The 20,598-nt window shown below is 65.4% G+C and carries 18 protein-coding genes, 1 pseudogene and 1 riboswitch; of the genes and pseudogenes, 12 read left to right on the forward strand and 7 right to left on the reverse strand.

The window, feature by feature from the left end:
- Positions 1 to 417 precede the first annotated feature (417 nt).
- A riboswitch (TPP riboswitch) is annotated at positions 418 to 518 on the forward strand.
- A gap of 73 nt (positions 519 to 591) precedes the next feature.
- The 7 genes from thiC to thiD are packed head-to-tail and all read left to right on the forward strand — an operon-like array spanning position 592 to position 6,747.
- Complete coding sequence (gene thiC / locus ACFPPB_RS19070; RefSeq protein ID WP_377330040.1) at positions 592 to 2,433, forward strand: phosphomethylpyrimidine synthase ThiC; 1,842 nt, start codon at positions 592 to 594, stop codon at positions 2,431 to 2,433.
- A 4-nt stretch (positions 2,434 to 2,437) separates the two neighbouring features.
- Entirely contained in the window at positions 2,438 to 3,427 is a 990-nt protein-coding gene (gene thiO / locus ACFPPB_RS19075) for a glycine oxidase ThiO (RefSeq protein ID WP_377330042.1), read from the forward strand.
- A complete protein-coding gene (gene thiS / locus ACFPPB_RS19080) occupies positions 3,412 to 3,609 on the forward strand; it encodes a sulfur carrier protein ThiS (protein ID WP_377330044.1) in 198 nt (65 codons plus the stop codon). Before thiO ends, thiS begins: the two co-directional genes overlap by 16 nt.
- A 3-nt stretch (positions 3,610 to 3,612) precedes the next feature.
- Positions 3,613 to 4,383, forward strand: a complete 771-nt coding sequence (locus ACFPPB_RS19085) for a thiazole synthase (RefSeq protein WP_377330046.1) — start codon at positions 3,613 to 3,615, stop codon at positions 4,381 to 4,383.
- On the forward strand, positions 4,380 to 5,003 hold the full coding sequence (locus ACFPPB_RS19090) for a thiamine phosphate synthase (protein ID WP_377330047.1): 624 nt from the start codon (positions 4,380 to 4,382) through the stop codon (positions 5,001 to 5,003). The genes ACFPPB_RS19085 and ACFPPB_RS19090 overlap by 4 nt, the downstream gene beginning before the upstream one ends.
- Positions 5,000 to 5,986 (forward strand): ThiF family adenylyltransferase, encoded by a 987-nt coding sequence (locus ACFPPB_RS19095; RefSeq protein WP_377330049.1) that lies wholly within the window; start codon positions 5,000 to 5,002, stop codon positions 5,984 to 5,986. Before ACFPPB_RS19090 ends, ACFPPB_RS19095 begins: the two co-directional genes overlap by 4 nt.
- Positions 5,983 to 6,747: a bifunctional hydroxymethylpyrimidine kinase/phosphomethylpyrimidine kinase gene (gene thiD / locus ACFPPB_RS19100; RefSeq protein WP_377330052.1), complete on the forward strand. Its 765-nt coding sequence runs from the start codon at positions 5,983 to 5,985 to the stop codon at positions 6,745 to 6,747. The genes ACFPPB_RS19095 and thiD overlap by 4 nt, the downstream gene beginning before the upstream one ends.
- Before the next feature lie 5 nt (positions 6,748 to 6,752).
- On the opposite strand, the gene ung is transcribed toward thiD, so the two are convergent.
- The 5 genes from ung to ACFPPB_RS19125 all read right to left on the reverse strand — a co-directional run bounded on the left by ung (position 6,753) and on the right by ACFPPB_RS19125 (position 12,074).
- The gene (gene ung / locus ACFPPB_RS19105; protein ID WP_377330054.1) at positions 6,753 to 7,493 is read right to left on the reverse strand and encodes a uracil-DNA glycosylase; all 741 of its coding nucleotides are present in this window, start codon (positions 7,491 to 7,493) and stop codon (positions 6,753 to 6,755) included.
- Positions 7,490 to 8,332, reverse strand: coding sequence for a response regulator (locus ACFPPB_RS19110; protein ID WP_377330056.1), 843 nt, complete (start codon positions 8,330 to 8,332; stop codon positions 7,490 to 7,492). Before ACFPPB_RS19110 ends, ung begins: the two co-directional genes overlap by 4 nt.
- Before the next feature lie 138 nt (positions 8,333 to 8,470).
- Complete coding sequence (ftsX, locus tag ACFPPB_RS19115) at positions 8,471 to 9,466, reverse strand: permease-like cell division protein FtsX (protein ID WP_377330058.1); 996 nt, start codon at positions 9,464 to 9,466, stop codon at positions 8,471 to 8,473.
- The gene (gene ftsE, locus ACFPPB_RS19120; protein WP_377330059.1) at positions 9,463 to 10,140 is read right to left on the reverse strand and encodes a cell division ATP-binding protein FtsE; all 678 of its coding nucleotides are present in this window, start codon (positions 10,138 to 10,140) and stop codon (positions 9,463 to 9,465) included. Before ftsE ends, ftsX begins: the two co-directional genes overlap by 4 nt.
- Positions 10,141 to 10,352: 212 nt before the next feature.
- Positions 10,353 to 12,074: a DEAD/DEAH box helicase gene (locus ACFPPB_RS19125; protein WP_377330061.1), complete on the reverse strand. Its 1,722-nt coding sequence runs from the start codon at positions 12,072 to 12,074 to the stop codon at positions 10,353 to 10,355.
- Between the two features lie 383 nt (positions 12,075 to 12,457).
- On the opposite strand from ACFPPB_RS19125, the gene trxA reads away from it, so the two are divergent.
- The 5 genes from trxA to ACFPPB_RS19150 all read left to right on the forward strand — a co-directional run bounded on the left by trxA (position 12,458) and on the right by ACFPPB_RS19150 (position 17,833).
- Positions 12,458 to 12,784, forward strand: coding sequence for a thioredoxin TrxA (gene trxA, locus ACFPPB_RS19130; RefSeq protein WP_377330063.1), 327 nt, complete (start codon positions 12,458 to 12,460; stop codon positions 12,782 to 12,784).
- A 237-nt stretch (positions 12,785 to 13,021) separates the two neighbouring features.
- Positions 13,022 to 14,887: a transcription termination factor Rho gene (gene rho, locus ACFPPB_RS19135; RefSeq protein ID WP_377330073.1), complete on the forward strand. Its 1,866-nt coding sequence runs from the start codon at positions 13,022 to 13,024 to the stop codon at positions 14,885 to 14,887.
- A 229-nt stretch (positions 14,888 to 15,116) separates the two neighbouring features.
- Complete coding sequence (locus ACFPPB_RS19140; protein WP_377330065.1) at positions 15,117 to 15,782, forward strand: hypothetical protein; 666 nt, start codon at positions 15,117 to 15,119, stop codon at positions 15,780 to 15,782.
- Between the two features lie 136 nt (positions 15,783 to 15,918).
- Positions 15,919 to 17,286 (forward strand): glutamate--cysteine ligase, encoded by a 1,368-nt coding sequence (locus ACFPPB_RS19145; RefSeq protein WP_377330067.1) that lies wholly within the window; start codon positions 15,919 to 15,921, stop codon positions 17,284 to 17,286.
- Positions 17,287 to 17,452: 166 nt separating this feature from the next.
- Positions 17,453 to 17,833, forward strand: coding sequence for a tautomerase family protein (locus ACFPPB_RS19150; RefSeq protein ID WP_377330069.1), 381 nt, complete (start codon positions 17,453 to 17,455; stop codon positions 17,831 to 17,833).
- Positions 17,834 to 17,935: 102 nt separating this feature from the next.
- On the opposite strand, the pseudogene pyrC reads toward ACFPPB_RS19150, so the two are convergent.
- A pseudogene (gene pyrC / locus ACFPPB_RS19155) lies at positions 17,936 to 18,987 on the reverse strand (dihydroorotase).
- 770 nt (positions 18,988 to 19,757) lie between these two features.
- The gene (locus ACFPPB_RS19160; RefSeq protein WP_377330071.1) at positions 19,758 to 20,432 is read right to left on the reverse strand and encodes an HNH endonuclease; all 675 of its coding nucleotides are present in this window, start codon (positions 20,430 to 20,432) and stop codon (positions 19,758 to 19,760) included.
- Between the last annotated feature and the right edge of the window lie 166 nt (positions 20,433 to 20,598).

Here is a 20,598-nt window from a genome sequence, read left to right on the forward strand (position 1 = left end):
CTGGATCAGGCCATCCTGGATCAACGCGTCGCGCTCTACGAAGCCGCACGTCAATCTCAGCCGCTACGTTGGAAAGGCGCTACGCGCAACTGGACGCGCATCCATACCGTCCATCTGAATCCCGACCGGGACGCCATCACGACAGCTCGTAACCAGGAACGAAAAGCCGCCTGAAAATTAATCATTGAGGCGACAACTAGCTTGAAATTTTCCGTGAATGTGTCAGTAGCGCGGGTGTGACGTAGTGACCGCGTAAGTGGAAATCGCTATACATCAGAACCTTAGAACCAACCGACACCATCATGACGACGGCGATACTTGATCAGTGTTGCCTTAAGGGATCTCGACATCAGCGGCGACACCGCGGCGGCCCCAGCACAACCTTGACAGGCCGCCATACGCGGATCCATTCTGCGCGGACATTCCGAGGGGTGCCCCGCAAGGGGCTGAGATAGCGCGAGCTGACCCTTGAACCTGATCCGGGTCATGCCGGCGGAGGAACGGGAATAACGGCGAGCGACTCATTCGGGTCGGTCGCCCACCCTTACATCGTCAATCCCGGATCTCCTGTTTTGTCCCAGGAGGAGATCCATGAACACATCTGCACCCTTGCCCGGCTCAGCACCCGATACGGTCACGACCGGGCCGATCGGCGGATCGAAGAAGGTCTACGTCGAACCGACTTTGCATCCTTCGATCCGCGTGCCGTTTCGCGAGATCGCCGTCACCGATGCGCAGACGCCGGCCATCCGGGTCTACGACCCGTCGGGCCCGTATACCGACAGCGAGGCCCGCATCGATCTGGCGGCCGGCCTGCCGCTGGTGCGCGAACCGTGGGTCCAGGCACGCGGTTTCCAGGCCATCGAGGGCCGCACGGTGCGGCCCGAGGACAACGGCGGTGTCGGGCCGGACCGCCTGGTCGCCCCGTGCCCGGCACGACGGAGGTTGCGGATGGGCCGGCCGGAGGCGCCGGTCACCCAGTTGGAGTTCGCGCGTGCCGGGATCATCACCGAGGAAATGATCTACGTCGCCCACCGCGAGAACCTGGGACGGGCCGAGGCGTTGAAAGATGCGAGTGCGACGATCGCCGGGGCCGAGTCCTTCGGCGCCGCCATTCCCGCGTTCGTGACCCCCGAATTCGTGCGTCAGGAGATCGCACTGGGGCGGGCGATCATCCCCGCCAACATCAACCACGGCGAACTCGAGCCGATGGCGATCGGCCGCAATTTCCTGGTCAAGGTCAACGCCAACATCGGCAACTCGGCGATCTCGTCCGGCGTGGCCGAAGAAGTGGAGAAGCTGGTGTGGGCGATCCGCTGGGGCGCCGACACGATCATGGACCTGTCCACCGGCCGCAACATCCACAACATCCGTTCCTGGATCATCCGCAACTCCCCGGTGCCGATCGGCACGGTGCCGATCTACCAGGCACTGGAGAAAGTGGGCGGCGACCCGGTCAAGCTCACCTGGGAGGTGTTCAAGGACACCTTGATCGAGCAGGCCGAGCAAGGCGTGGACTATTTCACGATCCATGCCGGAGTCCGCCTGCGCCACGTTCCGCTCACCGCCAAACGGGTGACCGGCATCGTGTCGCGCGGTGGTTCGATCATGGCGCGCTGGTGCCTTGCCCACCACAAGGAGAGTTTTCTCTACCAACGCTTCGACGAGATCTGCGACATCATGCGCCGCTACGACGTCGCGTTCTCGCTTGGCGACGGCTTGCGTCCCGGTTCCATCGCCGACGCCAACGACGAAGCCCAGTTCGCGGAACTTGAGACCCTCGGCGAGCTGACGAAGATCGCCTGGGCCAAGGGCTGCCAGGTGATGATCGAAGGGCCGGGCCACGTCCCGATGCACAAGATCAAGCTCAACATGGACAAGCAGCTGGCATGCTGCGCCGAGGCGCCGTTCTACACGCTGGGCCCGTTGACCACCGACATCGCGCCGGGCTACGACCACATCACCTCCGGCATCGGCGCCGCGATGATCGGCTGGTTCGGCACCGCCATGCTCTGCTACGTCACGCCGAAGGAACACCTGGGCCTGCCCGACCGCAACGACGTCAAGACCGGCGTCATCACCTACAAGATCGCAGCCCATGCGGCCGATCTGGCCAAGGGCCATCCGGCCGCGCAGGTACGCGACGATGCCTTGTCGCGGGCACGCTTCGAGTTCCGTTGGGACGACCAGTTCAACCTCTCGCTCGATCCGGACACCGCGCGCGCCTACCACGACGCCACACTGCCGAAGGACGCGCACAAGGTGGCGCACTTCTGTTCGATGTGCGGCCCCAAGTTCTGCTCGATGCAGATCACCCAGGACCTGCGCAGGGACGTCCTGGCGATGGAAGCGGAAACACGTGCAGGCATGGCGACCAAGTCGCGCGAGTTCATGGAGCAAGGTGCCCAACTCTACGTGCCGTCGGTGGAGTGAGTCCATGCGCGTCACCGTGATCGGAGCCGGCGTGACCGGCCTCGTGGCGGCACTCGAGTTGGCCGCCCGGGGCGCCCGTGTCGACATCGTCGAACGGGGCACGCGGCTGGGAGCGCAGGCGTGCGGCTGGTTTGCCGGCGGCATGCTGGCACCGTGGTGCGAGCAGGAAAGCGCGGAGCCCCCGGTGGGCCGGCTGGGGCAGCGGGCACTCGACTGGTGGCCGCGGCATTTCAGCGAAACCGTCTGCAACGGCACCCTGGTGGTGGCGTCCGCGCGGGACCATGCCGAACTCGACCACTTCGGCCGGCGCACCGAACGCTTCGAGCGGATCGGTGCCGAGCGCATCGCCGAGCTGGAACCCGATCTTGCCGGGCGCTTCCGCCAGGCGCTGTTCTTCGCCGACGAGGCGCACCTGGACCCCCGCCGGGCCGTGGCGGCGCTGGCCGCCAGGCTCGGCGACATGGGCGTCTGTATTCACTTCGGCGTGGACGCCACCACCGTCCCGATCGACGCCGACCAGGTGCTGGACTGCCGCGGCTTCGCCGCTCGCGACACGCTGGACGACCTGCGCGGCGTTCGCGGTGAAATGCTGCTGGTGCGCACGAGGGACATCAAGCTTTCGCGTCCGGTGCGACTGCTGCATCCGCGCATGCAGCTGTACGTGATACCGCGCGCCGATGGCTTGTTCATGATCGGCGGCACGATGATCGAAAGCGATCATGGCGGCCCGGTCACGGCGCGTTCGGCGATGGAGCTGCTCAACGGCGCGTACGCGCTGCACCCGGCGTTCGGCGAGGCGGAGATCGTCGAGATGGGCGTCGGCATCCGCCCGGCCTTTGCCGACAACCTGCCGCGGCTGGTGCGACGCGGCCGCACATGGCATGTCAACGGCCTGTACCGCCACGGCTTCCTGCTGGCGCCGGCCATGGCCCATCAGGCCGCGCAGGCCCTATTCGGCACATCATTCGGAGAGTCTTCATGCAGATCATCGTGAACGGTGTCGAGCGGAGGCTGCGCGCGACCACACTGGCGCAGGCGCTGGACGAGCTCGACTACGGCGACACCATCATCGCCACCGCGCTCAACGGGCGCTTCGTCGCTGCCGCCGCCCGTGCCTCGACCGTGCTGGCGAACGGCGACGCCCTCGAAATCGTCGCGCCGATGCAAGGCGGCTGAGCGATGAACCTCTACGGCATCGAAGTCGCTTCGCGGCTGTGGCTGGGCACCGCGCGATACCCGTCCCCGGCGATCCTCGGCGACGCGGTGCGGGCGTCCGGCACCGACATCGTCACCGTATCGCTGCGGCGCGAATCCGGCACGCAACGCGGCGGCCAGGATTTCTGGTCGATCATCCGCGGGCTCGGCGTGCGGGTACTGCCCAATACCGCCGGCTGCCATTCGGTGAAGGAAGCGGTGACTACCGCACAGATGGCGCGGGACATCTTCCAGACCTCATGGATCAAGCTCGAAGTGATCGGCGAGGTCGACACGCTTCAGCCGGACGTGTTCGGCCTGGTCGAGGCAGCCAATGTACTGTGCGCCGACGGGTTCGAGGTTTTCCCGTACACCACCGACGACCTGGTCGTCGCCGAACGGTTGCTCGAAGCGGGCTGCCGTGTGTTGATGCCGTGGGGCGCGCCGATCGGTACCGGCATGGGCCTCAACAATCTCTTCGGCCTGCGCGCACTGCGCGCCCACTTCCCGGAAGTGCCGCTGATCGTCGACGCGGGCATAGGCCGGCCATCCCATGCGGCTGCGGCGATGGAACTGGGCTATGACGGCGTCCTGCTGAACACCGCCGTGGCGATGGCCGGCGACCCGGTGGTGATGGCCGGCGCGTTTGCCCAGGCGGTCGAGGCCGGGCGGGCCGCGTTTCTCGCGCAGCCGATGGAGTGTCGCGACATCGCCACGCCGTCGACGCCGCTGCTCGGCAAGGCCTGGCTGGAATGAGCCGGCTAGCCGCGTTCTATCCCGTCGTCGACAGCACCGACTGGATCCGGCGGCTGGTTCCGGTGGGCGTGAAGCTGGTGCAGTTGCGGATCAAGCAACGCACCGCCGACGATGTGCGCCGCGAAGTGCGCGCCGCGCTGGCGATCTGCGCGCCTCGGCGCGTGCAACTGGTCGTCAACGATCACTGGCACATCGCGCTGGACGAAGGCGCCGATTTCATTCACCTGGGCCAGGAGGATCTGGCCGGTGCCGACCTGAGGGCGATTCGCACGCGGCATGTGAAGCTCGGTGTCAGCACGCACGATGACGCGGAGCTCGAACGTGCGCTCGGCGTGGCGCCCGACTATGTGGCGCTCGGACCGATCTACCCGACGAGCTTGAAGGCGATGCCTTGGGCTCCGCAGGGACTGGACCGCATCGGCGAGTGGAAACGCCGGATCGGCCGCCTGCCGCTGGTGGCGATCGGCGGCATCACGCTGGAGCGGGCCGCCGGCTGCCTCGCCGCAGGCGCGGACTGCGTCGCGGTGGTTAGCGACGTGACCAGGCATCCCGATCCCCTGGCCCGTGCCGCGTCGTGGATAAGTGCCACGACGGCGGCTTCCATGGGGACCATCGCATGACCGGCCGGTATGCGCGCCAGATCGCGCTGGCACCGGTCGGCAAGGACGGCCAGGCGCGGCTGGCGGCAGCCAGCGTGCTGGTCATCGGTGCGGGCGGGCTGGGCTGTCCGGTGCTGCAATACCTCGCTGCGGCCGGCGTCGGGCGCCTCATCATCGTCGACCACGACGTGGTCGAGGAGAGCAACCTGCATCGCCAGCCGCTGTACACCATGGACGATGTGGGCTCGCCCAAGGCCGCGGCGGCACGCGCGGCCTTGTTGCGCCTGAACCCCACGATCAAGGTGGAGACGCTCGCCGCACGCGCAACGCCCGACAACGCCGCGCGTCTGGTCGGCGACGCCGATATCGTGGTCGACGCAGCCGACAGCCTGGCCGCCACGTATGTACTGAACGATGCCTGCCAGGCGCTGGCACGGCCGCTGGTCAGCGCGTCGGCGGTCGGCTTGAGCGGTTATGCCGGTGCGTTCTGCGCAGGTGCGCCCAGCTACCGGGCGGTGTTTCCCGACATGCCTGCGCGTGCGGCGACCTGCAGCAGCGCCGGCGTGCTCGGCAGCCTGGTAGGCGTCATCGGCAGCCTGCAGGCGCAGCTCGTGCTGCAGCTGATTCTGGCCATCTCGCCCTCGCCGCTTGGCCGGCTGGTGACTTTCGATGCCGCCCGGCTGAGCTTCGGCGGCTTCGCCTTCCACGACGCGGCCGAACCGGACGGTCCCCTGCTGCGCTATATCTCCCCCCGCGAGGTGACTGCCGATGATCTGGTGGTCGACCTGAGGGGCCTGGACGAAGCCCCGGTGTCGCCTTTCGACGGCGCGCTGCGGCTTGAAGTCGACATGATCGGCACCCTGATCGACGACCATCCGCCCTCCGCCAGCCGCATCGTGCTGTGCTGCCATAGCGGCCTGCGCGCGTGGCAGGCCGGGCGCCATCTGCGCGACCATGGCTTTACCCGGCTGGCACTGGTGGCGCTGGCGGACGGGACGCCGTGAGCGTGCCGCAGCGTGTTTTCCCGATTCCGGCGGTGCTCTCCATCGCCGGCTCCGACTCCTGCGGCGGTGCAGGCATCCAGGCCGACCTGAAGACGTTTTCCGCGCTGGGCGTCGACGGCGCCACCGTGCTGACCGCGGTCACCGCGCAAAACAGTGCCGGGGTGCGGGCGATACAGATCGTGTCCCCCGAGATGGTGGCGGCGCAGCTGGACGCAGTCCTCGACGGGCTCGATATCCGCGCCGTCAAACTGGGTATGCTCGCCACGGCCGCGATCGTGGCCGCCGTAGCCGACTGCCTGCACCGACGCCGGCCACCGCACGTGGTGCTCGATCCGGTGATGATCGCCACGTCGGGCGCCAGCCTGCTCAGCGAAGACGCGGTCGCGTCCATGCGCTCGCGCCTGCTGCCGCTGGTCGACTGCCTCACGCCCAATCTGGCCGAGGCAGCGGTGCTGCTTGGTGTGCCGTGCGCGACGGACGAAGCGCAGATGGCCGCGCAGGGGCGTGCATTGCTGGCCCTGGGGCCGCGCGCCGTACTGATGAAAGGCGGTCACGCGCCCCTGGCCGAAGCGGTCGACCTGCTGGTGACGCCCGAAGGCACGCAACGCTTCGCGGCACGCTGGGTGGAAACCGGCAGGCTGCATGGAACCGGTTGCATGCTGTCGGCCGCCATCGCGGCATGGCTCGCGCGCGGCGCCACGCTGGCCGATGCCGTCATGCAGGCCAAGGCGCATCTGACCGCAACGCTCGCCGACCGATGACCGCGCTACGCGTAGTCCGCGCGTAAAGCCGTCGACAGCATGGCCGCGGGCGGCAGCGACCAGTCGATGGGCGCCTGACCGCGCGACTCCAGATATCGGTTGGCGGCGGAGAAGTGCCCGCAACCGATGAAACCCCGGTGGGCCGACAGCGGCGACGGATGCACCGAATTCAGCACGCAGTGGCGGCTGGTATCGATCAGCTGGCCCTTGCGTTGCGCATACGAACCCCACAGCAGGAACACCAGGCCTTCGCGCTCGCGGTTGAGCGCGTCGATCGCCGCGTCGGTGAAGCCTTCCCAGCCCTTGCCCTGGTGCGAACCGGCGCGGCCTTCTTCCACCGTCAGCACGCTGTTGAGCAACAGCACGCCGCGATCGGCCCACGGTGTGAGGCAGCCGTGGTCGGGGCGCGGGATGCCCAGGTCGCGCTGGATTTCCTTGAAGATGTTTTCCAGCGACGGCGGCACCCGCACGCCGGCGCGAACCGAGAAGCACAGGCCGTGGGCCTGGCCGGGTCCGTGATACGGGTCCTGGCCCAGGATCACCACGCGCACGGCGTCGAAAGACGTATGCGCGAATGCCGCGAAGATCTCGGGGCCCGGCGGATAAATCCGTTTGCCGGCCTGCTTCTCCGCACGCAGGAAGGCCGCCAGCGCCTGCATCTCGGGGCGCAGCAGATAGTCGCCGATGCGCGCCTTCCATGACGGCTCCAGCCTGATTCCTTCTTGCTTGATCCGCTCGTTGCTCATTCGGCGCCCGCGTGACTGCGCAGATGTTGCGCCACACGCAACTGGAACAGCAGCTTGGTGATCAGCAGTTTTTCCTCGACCGGCTTCTCGACCAGATCGTTCGCACCCGCCTGGATCAGCGCGGCCTGATTGGCCGGATTCTCGTCGCCAGTCATCACCAGCACCGGCAGCCGGCCCTTGCCATAACCGAACTCGCCGCGGATGTGCTTGAGCAGATCGCCGCCGGTCAGCTCGCCCTTCAGGCTGACGTCGGTCAACACCACGTCGGCACCGACCCAGCCCAGCGCGCGATCGGTTTCCAGCATGGCCAGCGCGTCCTCCACGCTGACCACGTGGCGCACCGTAAGACCGATCTTCTCCAGCATGCGCCGGGTCGCCAGAGCGACCACGCGGCTGTCCTCGACGTAGAGCACGGTGCCGCTCGCGGGCGCCTGCGGGCTCACGTAGCCGCGGATGAACTCGGCCAGCGCCTGAAACCCCAGCGCCTTGTCGAAATAGTCGGTGACATGCTCGCCCAGCGAGCGCCGATGCAGCCGGTCTTCGACGTCGCCGGACACCACCACGATCGGCACGTAGACCTGCGGCGCCGACTCGCGCACGAAGCGCGCCAGTTCCAGCCCGTCCATGTCGGGCAGGCGCAGCGCGATGGTGATGAAGTCGAACACGCCCTCGCCGAGCACCTTCTGCGCATCGGCACCACTGCCGCAGCCGATCACTTCGACACCGGGAAGCTCGGCCTGCAGCACACGGGTGATCAACTGCCGCACTACTCGCGAGCCGTCGACCACCAGCACACGCGGTGCCTCGGTGAGCAGACGGCTGCTGATATTCGTACTCATTCCTTAACTCACCCACCTGACCCGCGGCGATCCTTGCCGATGAACCTGCGAGCGCACCCCCTGCGCCCGCTTCCATACCGATAGTGCACTGAGCGCCGCATCGATGGCTGCGATTCGCATCACCTTAGACGGAACCGGTCAGCCCAACTTGCGCAATTGCCATGAACTGACCAGCCGCGCACCCAGCCAGCCCAGCGCCGCCGCAGCCAGCGGTACCGCCAGCAGCAGCCACAACGGCAAGCCGCCGACCTGCAGCTTGCCATCGTAAGCGCGGCTCAGCTGGGCCACCGGCCCGGCCAGCGCGAACTCGATCAGCAGCGCCAGCAAAGCCGCAAGGATGCCGCTGAACAGGCCGTACCAGATTCCTGCATAGAGATACGGCCGGCGCACGAACGCATTGCTGGCGCCCACCAGCAGCAACACGCCGATCTCCTCGCTGCGGCTGGCGATGTCCACCCGCACCGTGTTGCCGACCACCAGCAACGCTGCCAGCGCCAGCAACGAAGCCAGCACCAGCACGACGCGATTGCCGACGCCGAGCAGCGCGTCCAGCCGCTGGCGCCAGCTGCCGCTGTCCTGCACCAGCTCGACGCTGTGCATCATGCGTACGTCGGCCACCAGCTGTTCGAGCGCGCCGGCACTTGTCCCGGCGCGCGGCTGCAGTTGCAGCACATAGGGCAGCGGGTTGTCGTCCAGCGTCTGCACGGCGCCGGAGAAGCCCTGCATTTTCGCCAGTTCGTCCATGCCTTGCTGCGGAGTCTTGACGACCACCGCGGCCACCTCGGGGCGGCCACCCAGTTGGCTGGCCAGCATCTGCGCCTGCTGCGCAGTCTGCCCGGGCTGCATGAAAACGCTGATCGCCTGACTCTGGCCCAGCGCATCGCCGAGCTTCTGCACATTGCCCAGCAGCAGGTAGAACGCCAGCGGCAAGGCCAGCGCCAGACCCATCACGGCGATGGTAAGCAGGCTGCCGAACGGGCGCGAGGCGAGCCGGCGCAGGCTGGCCGCCGCGCTCCAGCCGTGATGCTCCCGCCAGCTGCCGAGACGGCGGCCGCGGGTATGTTCGTTGCGCGGCGACACCTCGGGCGCCGCGGTGCGGACGGTCGCGTGGATGCCTTCGGACGACGTGTTCACAGCACCTCCTGCGCGGCCAGATCGGCGACCAGCCGGCCATGGTCGAGCACGATCACGCGCTTCTTCATGCGCTTGATCAGCGGCAGGTCGTGGCTGGCGATCAGCACGGTGGTGCCGACCTGCTGGAACTCGCCGAACAAGCCCATGATCTCCACGGCCAGTTGCGGGTCGAGATTACCCGTGGGCTCGTCGGCGATCAGCAGGGTCGGCCGCGCCACGATCGCACGGGCGATGCCGACGCGTTGCTGTTCGCCGGTGGACAGGGTCGCCGGCAGCTGCCGCTCATAAGCGAGCAGGCCGACTTTCTCCAACGCCGCCCGTACTCGCCGGGAGCGCTCGGGTCTGGCGATGCCGCCGATCAGCAGAGGCAACTCGACGTTCGCGAACACCGTGCGCTCCATCAGCAGGCGGTGATCCTGAAACACCATGCCGAGCTGCCGCCGCCACTTCGGAATACCGCTGCGGCGGATCTTCGCCAGACTCTTGCCGTCCATGCTGATGCTGCCGTGCGACGGCCGCTCGATCAGGCCAAGCAACTTGAGCAAGGTGCTCTTGCCGGCGCCGGAATGGCCGGTGACGAAGGCCATCTCGCCGGTCGGCACCTCGAACGAAAGCTGCGAGAGCGCCTCATGGCCGCCCTCGTAGCGCTTGCTGACTTGATCAAAATGGATCACCGAGTATCCCCGAGCCTGCGTGCCGTCGTACCAGCGCCAAGGATAAGGGAAGCCGGCATCAAGATGCGGACTTCGTGAACCGGCCGATCGCCGCCGATTCAGTACTGGCGGATTCGGCGGCCGGATCATGGACGGCCCGCCACGAATCGAACACCCGGGTGCCCGATTCGCGCGTCGAGAAAAGTGCAGGACCGCACTTTCTCGACCTGCGGCTACCGCCCGGTGAACAACCGGGTCAGCCGGCGGAACAAGCCCGGCTTCTTCGCGTGAGCATGTTCGCCCGTCTTGCCGGAAGTCACCGCGACCTGCCGCGATGGCCGGTTGTGAGTGCTGCCGGTGGACTCGGTCGCGTTGCGCTCGCGCGGCGGACGACGCTCGCCCCGCGGCGCGCGATTGCCCTCGGCCACGGCAGCCGCATGGCCATTCGTCTCGATACCATCGGTGGGCGCACCTTCGCGACGGCGATTGCGGCCGCCGCGACGCCGGCGCGGCTTGCGCACGCCTTCAGCGGCGACACTGCCGTCGGCGGTCGGCGCTTCGGTCCGCTGTACCGGCACGGCCACCGGCTGCGCGGCCTCGGCAGCCGGCACGGCCGGCTTGCGCTCGCGCGGCGGGCGCGGACCGCTGCGCTCGCCGCTGCGGCTGGAGCCGCCCGAACGACGCGGTGCCTCGCCCGGACGCGGAGCCACTACATCGCCGAAGGCGGCGCTGTCGGCAGCGGCATTCGCGGCGAACTCGGCATCGATCGCATGCGGCTTCGGCATGATCAGCAACTCGGGATCCATCGGCGCTACCGGAATGCTCTGGCCGATATAGGTCTCGATTTCCGGCAGCGACATCGCGTACAGGTCGCAGGCGAAGCTGATCGCGTCGCCCTCGGCACCGAGCCGCGCGGTACGGCCGATGCGGTGCACGTAATCTTCCGCCTCGTGCGGCAGGTCGTAATTGAACACGTGGCTGACCGCTGGGATATGCAGGCCGCGCGCGGCCACGTCGGTGGCCACCAGGATGTCCAGCTGACCGTCCTGGAAACGCTGCAGCAGCTTTTGCCGCTTCAGCTGCGGCACGTCGCCGGAGATCGCGCCGACGCGGCAGCCGTGGCGCTTGACCCGCTCGGTGATGCGCTCGGCGGCGGCCTTGGTGTTGACGAAGATGATGCTGCGGCTCGGCTTGGTGCGATCGAGCAGGTTCAGCAGCAGCGGCATCTTCTCTTCCTTGGCCGGGAAGTAGACCAGCTGGCGCACCTTGTCGGCGGTGACGTTGTCGCTCTCCACCACCAGCTTCTCGGCGTTGTGCATGTGCTCGTAGGCCAGCTCCAGCACGCGGTGGCTCAGCGTGGCGGAGAACAGCAGCACCTGGCGCTGCTCGCGCGGCGGCAGGCGGCGGAAGATGAAGCGCACGTCCTTGATGAAGCCGAGATCGAACATGCGATCGGCTTCGTCGATCACCATCACCTCGACGCTGTTGAGGCTGAAAACCCCTTGCTTGTGATAGTCGAGCATGCGGCCGGGAGTGGCGATGATGATGTCGCAGCCGTCTTTCAACTGCTGGCGCTGCTTGTCGTAATCAACGCCGCCGTAGATCAGCGCGCTGCGCAGGCCGGTGTGGCGGCCGATCGCCTTGGCGTCCTTCTCGATCTGGATCGCCAGCTCGCGGGTCGGCGCGATGATCAACGCCCGCGGGTCGCTGTCCTTGCGGTCGGCCACGGCCGGCGTGGTCAGCAGGCGATTCATCAGCGCGACCAGGAACGCACAGGTCTTGCCCGTGCCGGTCTGCGCCTGGCCGGCGACGTCGCGCCCGGCCAGCGCCAGCGGCAAGGTCATTTCCTGGATCGGCGTGCAGCGGGTGAAGCCGCTGTCGTCCAGGCCTTGCTGCAGCAGCGGATGAAGATCGAAATTGGTGAAGAAGGTATCGGTGAGTACGGTTTGTGACATATGCGGATGGTTGACCTTGCCTGGCGGCGGCGGGATGCACTGCACCCGCTTCAGACGCCGAAGGTCGGCGGAGGGCGGTGCAGGACGGGTGCGCGATGCGCAGCGAAGCAGCTCAATGTCAGGGTCAACAAGCTCGCGCCGCGGCTGGCGACGCCGTATTTGCCGGTGGTCTGACGGGCAGCTGTGCAAGCCGCCCTTGAATCGTGCCCGGAGTTGCGCTGGAATGAAGACCTGCCGCTCATGGCACCTCTCGTTCCTGCCCAACCCGCGCTTCGTGGGCTCCTGAGTGTAACTGATGACGGCCCCGCAGTGGCTATCTCCTTGTTTTCCCGAGTTTGCCACCCCATTGTCTTGCACCTTGACCCCAGCCACGGAGATCCCCGGTGAGCGACCTGATTACCCATGTGAATGACGACGCCTTCGACGAGCAGGTGCTCAAGTCCGAAACCCCGGTGCTGCTGGATTTCTGGGCGGAATGGTGCGGCCCGTGCAAGGCCATCGCGCCGATGCTCGATGAGCTGGCCCAGCAGTACGAGGGCAAGCTGCGCATCGTCAAGGTCAATATCGACCAGAATCAGCAGACCCCGCGAGCCTATGGCGTGCGCGGCATCCCGACCCTGATGGTGTTCAAGAACGGCAAGGTCGAGGCGACCCAGATCGGCGCCGTCAGCAAGGGGCAGCTGACCCAGATGATCGACAAGGCCATCTGATCCATCGTTGCAAACCCGCTGCGCGGAACCGGTCCGGATGCGCAAGACCGATTCGCGAGGCTTTACGCCGATGCGCAGCGGGTGCTAGATTCAACGCGTCCGTCGGGACAGTCCTGTCCCCTTGCGCCCTCCGCGCGACGCACACCCTCCCTCCTGTAATTCAACGGCGCCCCGCGAGGATAGCCCGTGTCCGATACCGATAACAAAATTCCGACCGACGCCAAGAGCGCCGATACCATGCCTGCCGCCGAAGGCAAGCCCGAGCCGCGCACCCGCGCGCCGCGCCGCACGGCGGCAGCGATCGCCGCGGCGAATGCCGAGAAGGCCGCGGCTGCCGAAAGGCCAGTTGCGGCTCCAGTTCCAGTTCCTGTTCCGGCGCCTGCGGCGGCCCCTGCCCCCGCGCCTGCTCCGCCGGCAGAGCGGCCCGCAGTTCCCGCGCCGTCTGCAGCTTCCGCCGCACCGGCTGCTGCGTCGATGACGCTCGCGTCATACAGTGAGGCACCAGTGCAGCGCACCGCACAGGAACCGCGCGAGGCGAACCCGCCGCAAAACCAGGATCAGGCGCAAGGCGAGAACCAGGGTCAAAGCCAGAACCAGGGCCAGAATCCGAACCAGGCTCAAGCTCAGGGTCAAAACCAGGGCCAGAACCAGGGCCAGAACAATCCCGGCGGCGGCGCTCGCGAAGCCCGCGATGGCCGCGGTCGGCGGCGGCGCAATGAGCGCGGCGGCGGCAACCCCAATCCCCAGCAGCCGCGCCCGCAGGGCGAACGCCATCCGCGCCCCAACCCGAACGGCCTGCCGGTGGATGACGACAACGCCGATCCGGGCAGCAACGACCGGGTGATCAACCTCACCGAGCTGAAACGCAAGAACGCGATCCAGCTGCTGGAATTCGCCGAATCGCTGGGTGTGCACGAAGGCGTCGCCCGCGCGCGCAAGCAGGACGTGATCTTCAATGTGCTCAAGGCGCACGCCCGCTCCGGCGGCGGCATCTGGGCCGAAGGCGTCCTGGAAATCCTGCAGGACGGCTTCGGCTTCCTGCGCTCGGCCGACGAGTCGTACCTGGCCGGCCCCGACGACATCTACGTCTCGCCCAGCCAGATCCGCCGCTTCAACCTGCGCACCGGCGACTACATCACCGGTCGCGTGCGCCACCCGAAAGAAGGCGAGCGCTACTTCGCGATGCTGCGCGTCGACGACATCAACGGCGATCCGCCGGAGGCGTCGAAGAACAAGATGCTGTTCGAGAACCTCACCCCGCTGTTCCCGCGCAAGGCCTTCAAGCTGGAGCGCGGCAACGGTTCGAGCGAGGACATCACCGGCCGAATCTTGGATCTGATCGCGCCGATCGGCAAAGGCCAGCGCGGCCTGATCGTCTCACAGCCGAAATCCGGCAAGACGATGATGCTGCAGAACGTCGCCCAGGCGATCACCTACAACCACCCCGAAGCGCATCTGATCATGCTGCTGATCGACGAGCGCCCGGAGGAAGTGACCGAAATCGCCCGCACCGTGCGCGCCGAGGTGATCTCCTCGACGTTCGACGAGCCGGCCGTGCGCCACGTGCAGGTCGCCGAGATGGTGATCGAGCGCGCCAAGCGCCTGGTCGAACACAAGAAGGACGTGGTGATCCTGCTCGATTCGATCACCCGCCTGGCCCGCGCCTACAACACCGTGGTGCCCAGCTCCGGCAAGGTGCTCACCGGCGGTGTCGACGCGAACGCGCTGCAGCGCCCGAAGCGGTTCTTCGGCGCCGCCCGCAATGTCGAGGAAGGCGGCAGCCTCACCATCATCGCCACCGCGCTGACCGAAACCGGCAGCAAGATGGACGAGGTGATCTACGAGGAGTTCAAGGGCACCGGCAACATGGAAGTGCACCTGAGCCGCCGTATCTCCGAGAAGCGCGTCTACCCGGCGATCGACATCAACCGCTCCGGCACCCGCCGCGAGGATCTGCTGATCGAGCCGGACATGCTGGCCAAGATCTGGATCCTGCGCAAACTGCTGCATCCGATGGACGAGCTCTCCGCGATGGAATTCATGCTCGACAAGATGAAGAACACCAAGTCCAACGACGAGTTCTTCAATTCGATGAAGCGCTGATTCCACTGCATGTCACAGGCAGAAGGCCAGCGTATCGCTGGCCTTTTTCTTGGCACTTGCGACCTAGTATCGGGTTTGTTGGAATGCCGGAACCTTCAAGGATGGGGTCCGCGTCATGTCGTACCACTTCGTTGCGCTTGCATTCGGATTGCTACTGGTCACGTCGGCTACTGCCAGCGACGGGTTACCACTCACGAATACGTGCCGCACAGCGCGCGCAACCGTACCGGTGGATTCTCTGGTCGGGCAGCTGGCCACTTCTCCCGAACATGCATCGCTACTTGCCGACGCCGGTGATGGCCGGCTTGTGGTGGTACGTCAAAAACTGAATTCGATGCCACACGATGAAGCCACGCGATGGCGTCAGTCCGCAATGATGTTTGCCGTACAAGCTGGCCAATCCGATGTGGTAGCGGCCCTGCTGGATGACGGGGCCGATGCCAACGCAACCGCGCTGCTGCCAGGCTACAAAGAAGCATTCCTGAACCATGCGCTGGGTCCAGCGACGCGGAAAACATTCGCCAGGAACGACATGCTCAACGATCACGACACCTCGATCGGTCCCGCTCTGCCGATCGCCGCATCCTGTGGCGATGTAGCCAGCGTGGATGCGTTGCTGCGCCACCATGCCGATGTCATGGCACGCATGGCGCCAAACGTAGCCGACCCCTTGACGGATGCCGTCATGCAAGGCGATGCGGTCATCGTGCAGCGATTGCTCGACCACGGTGCCGACGCGTGCGCGGATGATCATCACATGCACCAGCGTCAGCTTGAGTCCAAGCGTGGCTTCCATACGCTTGCGGAACTGGGCCGACGCGCCGGACTCCCCATCGACCTGGCAGCACGACTGACCTGCCCCGCCGCCGCATCCGTGCATAGAAACATCCATTGACGACCGCTCGATGAGCGGTCGAACAGGGTCCAACGGCCGTCACCTGTACCGCTACGTACAATTATTTGTCATTACCCCCTTTTCGTTGTCACGCAACACCCCCATAGTGACTCGCTCACCCAGCGAGGCTTTGCCCGTGTCCATACCCAGTGCCGTCAAGAGCACCCCGATCCGGGACCGCCAGCAGCTCACCGACTACCTCGCTGCCGGCGAGAAACCGCGCGAGGCGTGGCGCATCGGCACCGAGCACGAGAAGTTCGGCTTCCTCACCGACACTTTGCGCCCACCCACTTTCGAAGGCGATCGCGGCATCAAGCTGCTGCTGGAAACCATCGCCACCCGCTACGGCTGGGACGTAACCCGCGAAGGCGAGAACCCGGTCGCACTTTCACGGGATGCCGCCTCGATCACGCTGGAACCGGCCGGCCAGTTGGAGCTGTCCGGGGCGCCGCTGGAAACCATCCACCAGACCTGCTGCGAGGTGAACTCGCACCTGGAGGAAGTGCGTTCGATCGCCGACGGCATGGGCCTCGGCTTCCTGGGCATGGGCTTCCAGCCGAAATGGCATCGCGACGAGATGCCGTGGATGCCGAAAGGCCGCTACAAAATCATGCGCGAGTACATGCCCAAGGTCGGTTCGCTCGGCCTGGACATGATGACGCGTACCTGCACCGTGCAGGTGAATCTGGATTTTTCCAGCGAAGCGGACATGATCAAGAAGTTCCGCGTAAGCCTGGCGCTGCAGCCGATCGCCACCGCGCTGTTCGCCGACTCGCCGTTCACGGAAGGACGTCCAAACGGCTATCTGTCGTATCGCTCGCACATCTGGACCGATACCGACCCGCACCGGACGGGGATGCTCGACTTCGTGTTCGCCGAGGGCTTCGGCTACGAGCGCTACGTCGACTACATCCTCGACGTGCCGATGTACTTCAGCTTCCAGGACGGCAACTACATCGACCTGGCCGGACAGGACTTCAAGAAGTTCATGGCCGGCGAACTGCCGATGCTGCCCGGTGCCAGGGCGAACATGAAGGACTTCGCCGACCATCTCACCACCGCCTTCCCCGAAGTGCGGCTGAAACAATATCTGGAGATGCGCGGCGCCGACGGTGGTCCGTGGAACCGCCTGTGCGCGCTGCCCGCGTTCTGGGTCGGCCTGCTTTACGACGACGAGGCACTGGATGCCGCATGGGACCTGGTCAAGGATTTCAGCCGCGAGGAACGCCATGTGTTGCGCGACGGTGTGCCGAAACACGCGCTGAAACTGCCGTTCCGCGGCGGCACCGTGCGCGACCTCGCCGAGGAAGCGCTGAAGATCGCCGGCCACGGCCTGCGGCGGCGCGCGCGCCTCAACAGGAACGGCGCCGACGAAAGCATCTTCCTCGAACCCATGGTTGAGATCGTGCAGGCCAACCAGACCCCGGCCGAACGCAAGCTGGAGCTGTTCCACGGCGCCTGGAACGGCAGCGTCGATCCGGTATTCCGCGAGTTCGCCTACTGACAACGCCGCAACGCCAACCGTGTGTGCGTGTAGGAGCCCGCTGGCGGGCGATGCTGTTGCTCTGAATCTCCCTACCCTGACAACCATCAAAGCAACAGCATCGCCCGCTAGCGGGCTCCTACGACGCAACGAACGTCGTGGCCCACATCCTCACCGAGAATCTCCTATGCCCCTGGTCCGTATCGCCCTGCGCCGCGGCAAGTCGCCGGCCCATCTCGCCGCCCTGCGCAACGGCGTGTATCAAGCCATGCGCGAAACCTTCAACGTGCCCGAGAACGACCGCTTCATCCTGGTCAGCCAGCACGACGCCGACGAGTTCGACTGCGATCCGAACTACCTCGGCATCGCCCGCAGCGACGATCTGGTGATCGTGCAGATCACTTGCAACAGCGGTCGCACGGTGGAGCAGAAGCGGGCCTTGTACCGAGGCATCGCCGAGAATCTTTCCGCCGATCCGGGATTGCGCGCCGAAGACGTGTTCATCAATCTGGTCGAGGTGTCGAAGGAGAACTGGTCGTTCGGCAACGGGATCGCGCAATACGCTTGAAGTCTGCGCTCGACTGCCAGCAAGCGGCCAAGAGCAAACACTGCTGTTGTAGGTTGGGGTTCGCTTGCGCTCACCCCAACCCATGCGCTTCCTGACAGCGGATCAGGCCGCGACCGTCTCCACCGACCATGCGACGGACTCGCCAGCGCGCATGGGCTTGCAGGTGGAGCCGGCCAGTGGATATTCGTCCGGCACGATCCATGGCGTGCGTTCCAGCGCGATGCGATCCTGGTTGCGCGGCAGACGGTAGAAGTCCGAACCATGGAAGCTGGCAAACGCTTCCAGCCGATCCAGCCTGCCCGCTTGCTCGAATGCTTCGGCATACAACTCCAGCGCAGCATGCGCGGTATACAGCCCCGCGCAGCCGCAGGCCGCTTCCTTCGCCTCGCGGGGATGCGGCGCGCTGTCCGTACCGAGGAAGAAGTGCGGGTCGCCGCTGGTGGCTGCCTGCAGCAGGGCGGCGCGATGCGTTTCCCGCTTGAGGATCGGAGCGCAATAGTTGTGCGGACGAATGCCGCCCTCGAACAGCGCGTTGCGGTTGAGCAGCAGGTGATGTGCGGTGATGGTGGCGCCGACGTTGACTGGCGCGCCGCCGACGAAATCGACCGCGTCGCGGGTGGTGATGTGTTCCAGCACCATGCGCAAGGCCGGAAACCTGGCCTGCAGCGGCATCACGCGGCGTTCGATGAAAACGCGTTCGCGATCGAAGATGTCGATGTCCGGATCGGTGACCTCGCCATGCAGCAGTAAGGGCAGCTCGTGCCGTTCCATCGCTTCGAGCACGGGATACACCCGCGACAGCTCACGCACGCCGGACTGTGAATTGGTGGTGGCGCCCGCAGGGTAATACTTGACGGCAAAGACGTTGTCGCTGGCCTTGGCGCGGACGATCTCCTCGACCTGTGTGTCCTCGGTGAGATACAGCGTCATCAACGGCTGGAAGCGCATGCCTGCCGGCAGGCACGCAAGAATCCGCCGCCGATAATCTTCCGCTTGCGCAACCGTCGTCACCGGGGGGGCTTGAGGTTTGGCATCACAATGGCGCGGGCAAATCGCTGCGCGGTGTGGGCGATGACCGAGGCCAGCGCATCGCCATCGCGGAGATGCAGGTGCCAGTCATCGGGGCGGGTGATTTCAAGACGCGTGGGGTTCATGGCTAGCTGGCTCGATACAACCTGAATTGCATATGGTATCGCGTCGATACGGCTGGGTCGTCTGGCCCACCAACAACTGACAACCCAAAAAAACAGAGCTTTCACCCTCCTGCGGAGGGCGAGTTACTTCTCGTTTGCTTGTCCAAACGAGAAGTAACCAAGAGAAAAGGACACCGCGCTTACGCGCCTTGCGGGCATCCCTGCCCGCAAGGTCCGCGGTCGGGTTACGGGGTTTGTCGACAGGGCATCCTGCCCTGACGCCAAACTGGTTCGCATCCCTGCGAACCACCCTGCGGGCTGATCCTCCACCCACCCGCCGCTTCAGAGGGCCCCGGGTAGAGCAACGCGCATCCTGCGGGTACTTTTCAGAAGAGCCAGAGCAAAAGCAGAGCCAGAGCGTAACCGTGGCGGCACGACTCTTCGCTGTTGCTGTTGCTTCTGAGCTTTTCACCGAGTCCGGGCCAGGATGGCCCGCTGCTCTACCGGGGCCCCTGTGCAGCGGTGAGATGGGGACGACAGGCCCGCAGGGGCATCGGCAGGGATGCCGATGCCTTTTCGCCCGGACAGGAGTCCGGTCGAAAAGCCCGGCCACGGCTCACGGACTTGCCGCCCATGGATGGGCGGCAAGCGCCAAGCGGGGTGGCCTTTCTCTTTGGTTACCTTTCTCTTTGGCCACACAAAGAGAAAGTAACTCGGGCGCCAAAGGCGCACGAAAGCTCTTGTTCCTGCGGCGCCTGCCGACTTACCGCGGAACCTGACCCTGATATCGCTTATTCGCGTGTCGGACACATACCGGATGCCCGGTCGCGGTTCTCCGCGATTACCTTGACAAGCTCATCGATCGAAAGAGGGCCATCTCTTTTTCGATGCACCATACGGTGGCAATTAGAACAAAGCACCGTTAAATCGTTTCGAGGGTCGATCGTAGACGGCTCTGGAAGAGTCGAAATTGGCACGATGTGGTGAACTTCAATGTAATTTTTCCCGCGAACTCCGTACGCAGCCTCAAAATTGAAACCGCAGGCAATACAGGATGTTCCGTGTATCTTGATTGCGTCGGCACGAAGCTTTGGGTCCCGCTCAAAGTACGAAAGAAGCCTTTCTTTTCTTCCACCCTCAAGAACGCCTTCCTCTTCCTTAAAAGACTCCAAATCATCCGCAACTTGCTTGTCCAGACTTTCGAGGTCTACAAAAGAAGCACCGAATACATCACGAATTTGCGCAAGATCGGAAGCGGCGGCCTTTTGTTCAAGAGCGGATCTTAAAGCTGTGTCTCCCGAATCGAGGTACGCAAATAACGCTCGGTCAAACCCCTGCGTATCCTTTATCGCGGGCTGTAGCTCTCGACGATATTTGCTCGATACAGTTGAAGCCAAGATCGACCGGTGTTGAGCAACACGAGCCGATGCATCAATCCTAAGCGTCGTAACCTGCCCCTCGGACATGTGGCTCTGATAACGCTTCGCGACATCACTGATGACATCTAGGGATGCTCTGATTTATTCCCCGTGTGCGGCATCATAGCGACCAGTCCCAAGGAAGCCCATCGCCGATGAAACAGCGTTCGTTCGCCTCGTTGAGTTTCGAGTCCAAGAAGAAGCCGACACGCCG

It is taken from the genome of Rhodanobacter terrae (assembly GCF_042657005.1).
Lineage (GTDB): Bacteria > Pseudomonadota > Gammaproteobacteria > Xanthomonadales > Rhodanobacteraceae > Rhodanobacter > Rhodanobacter terrae.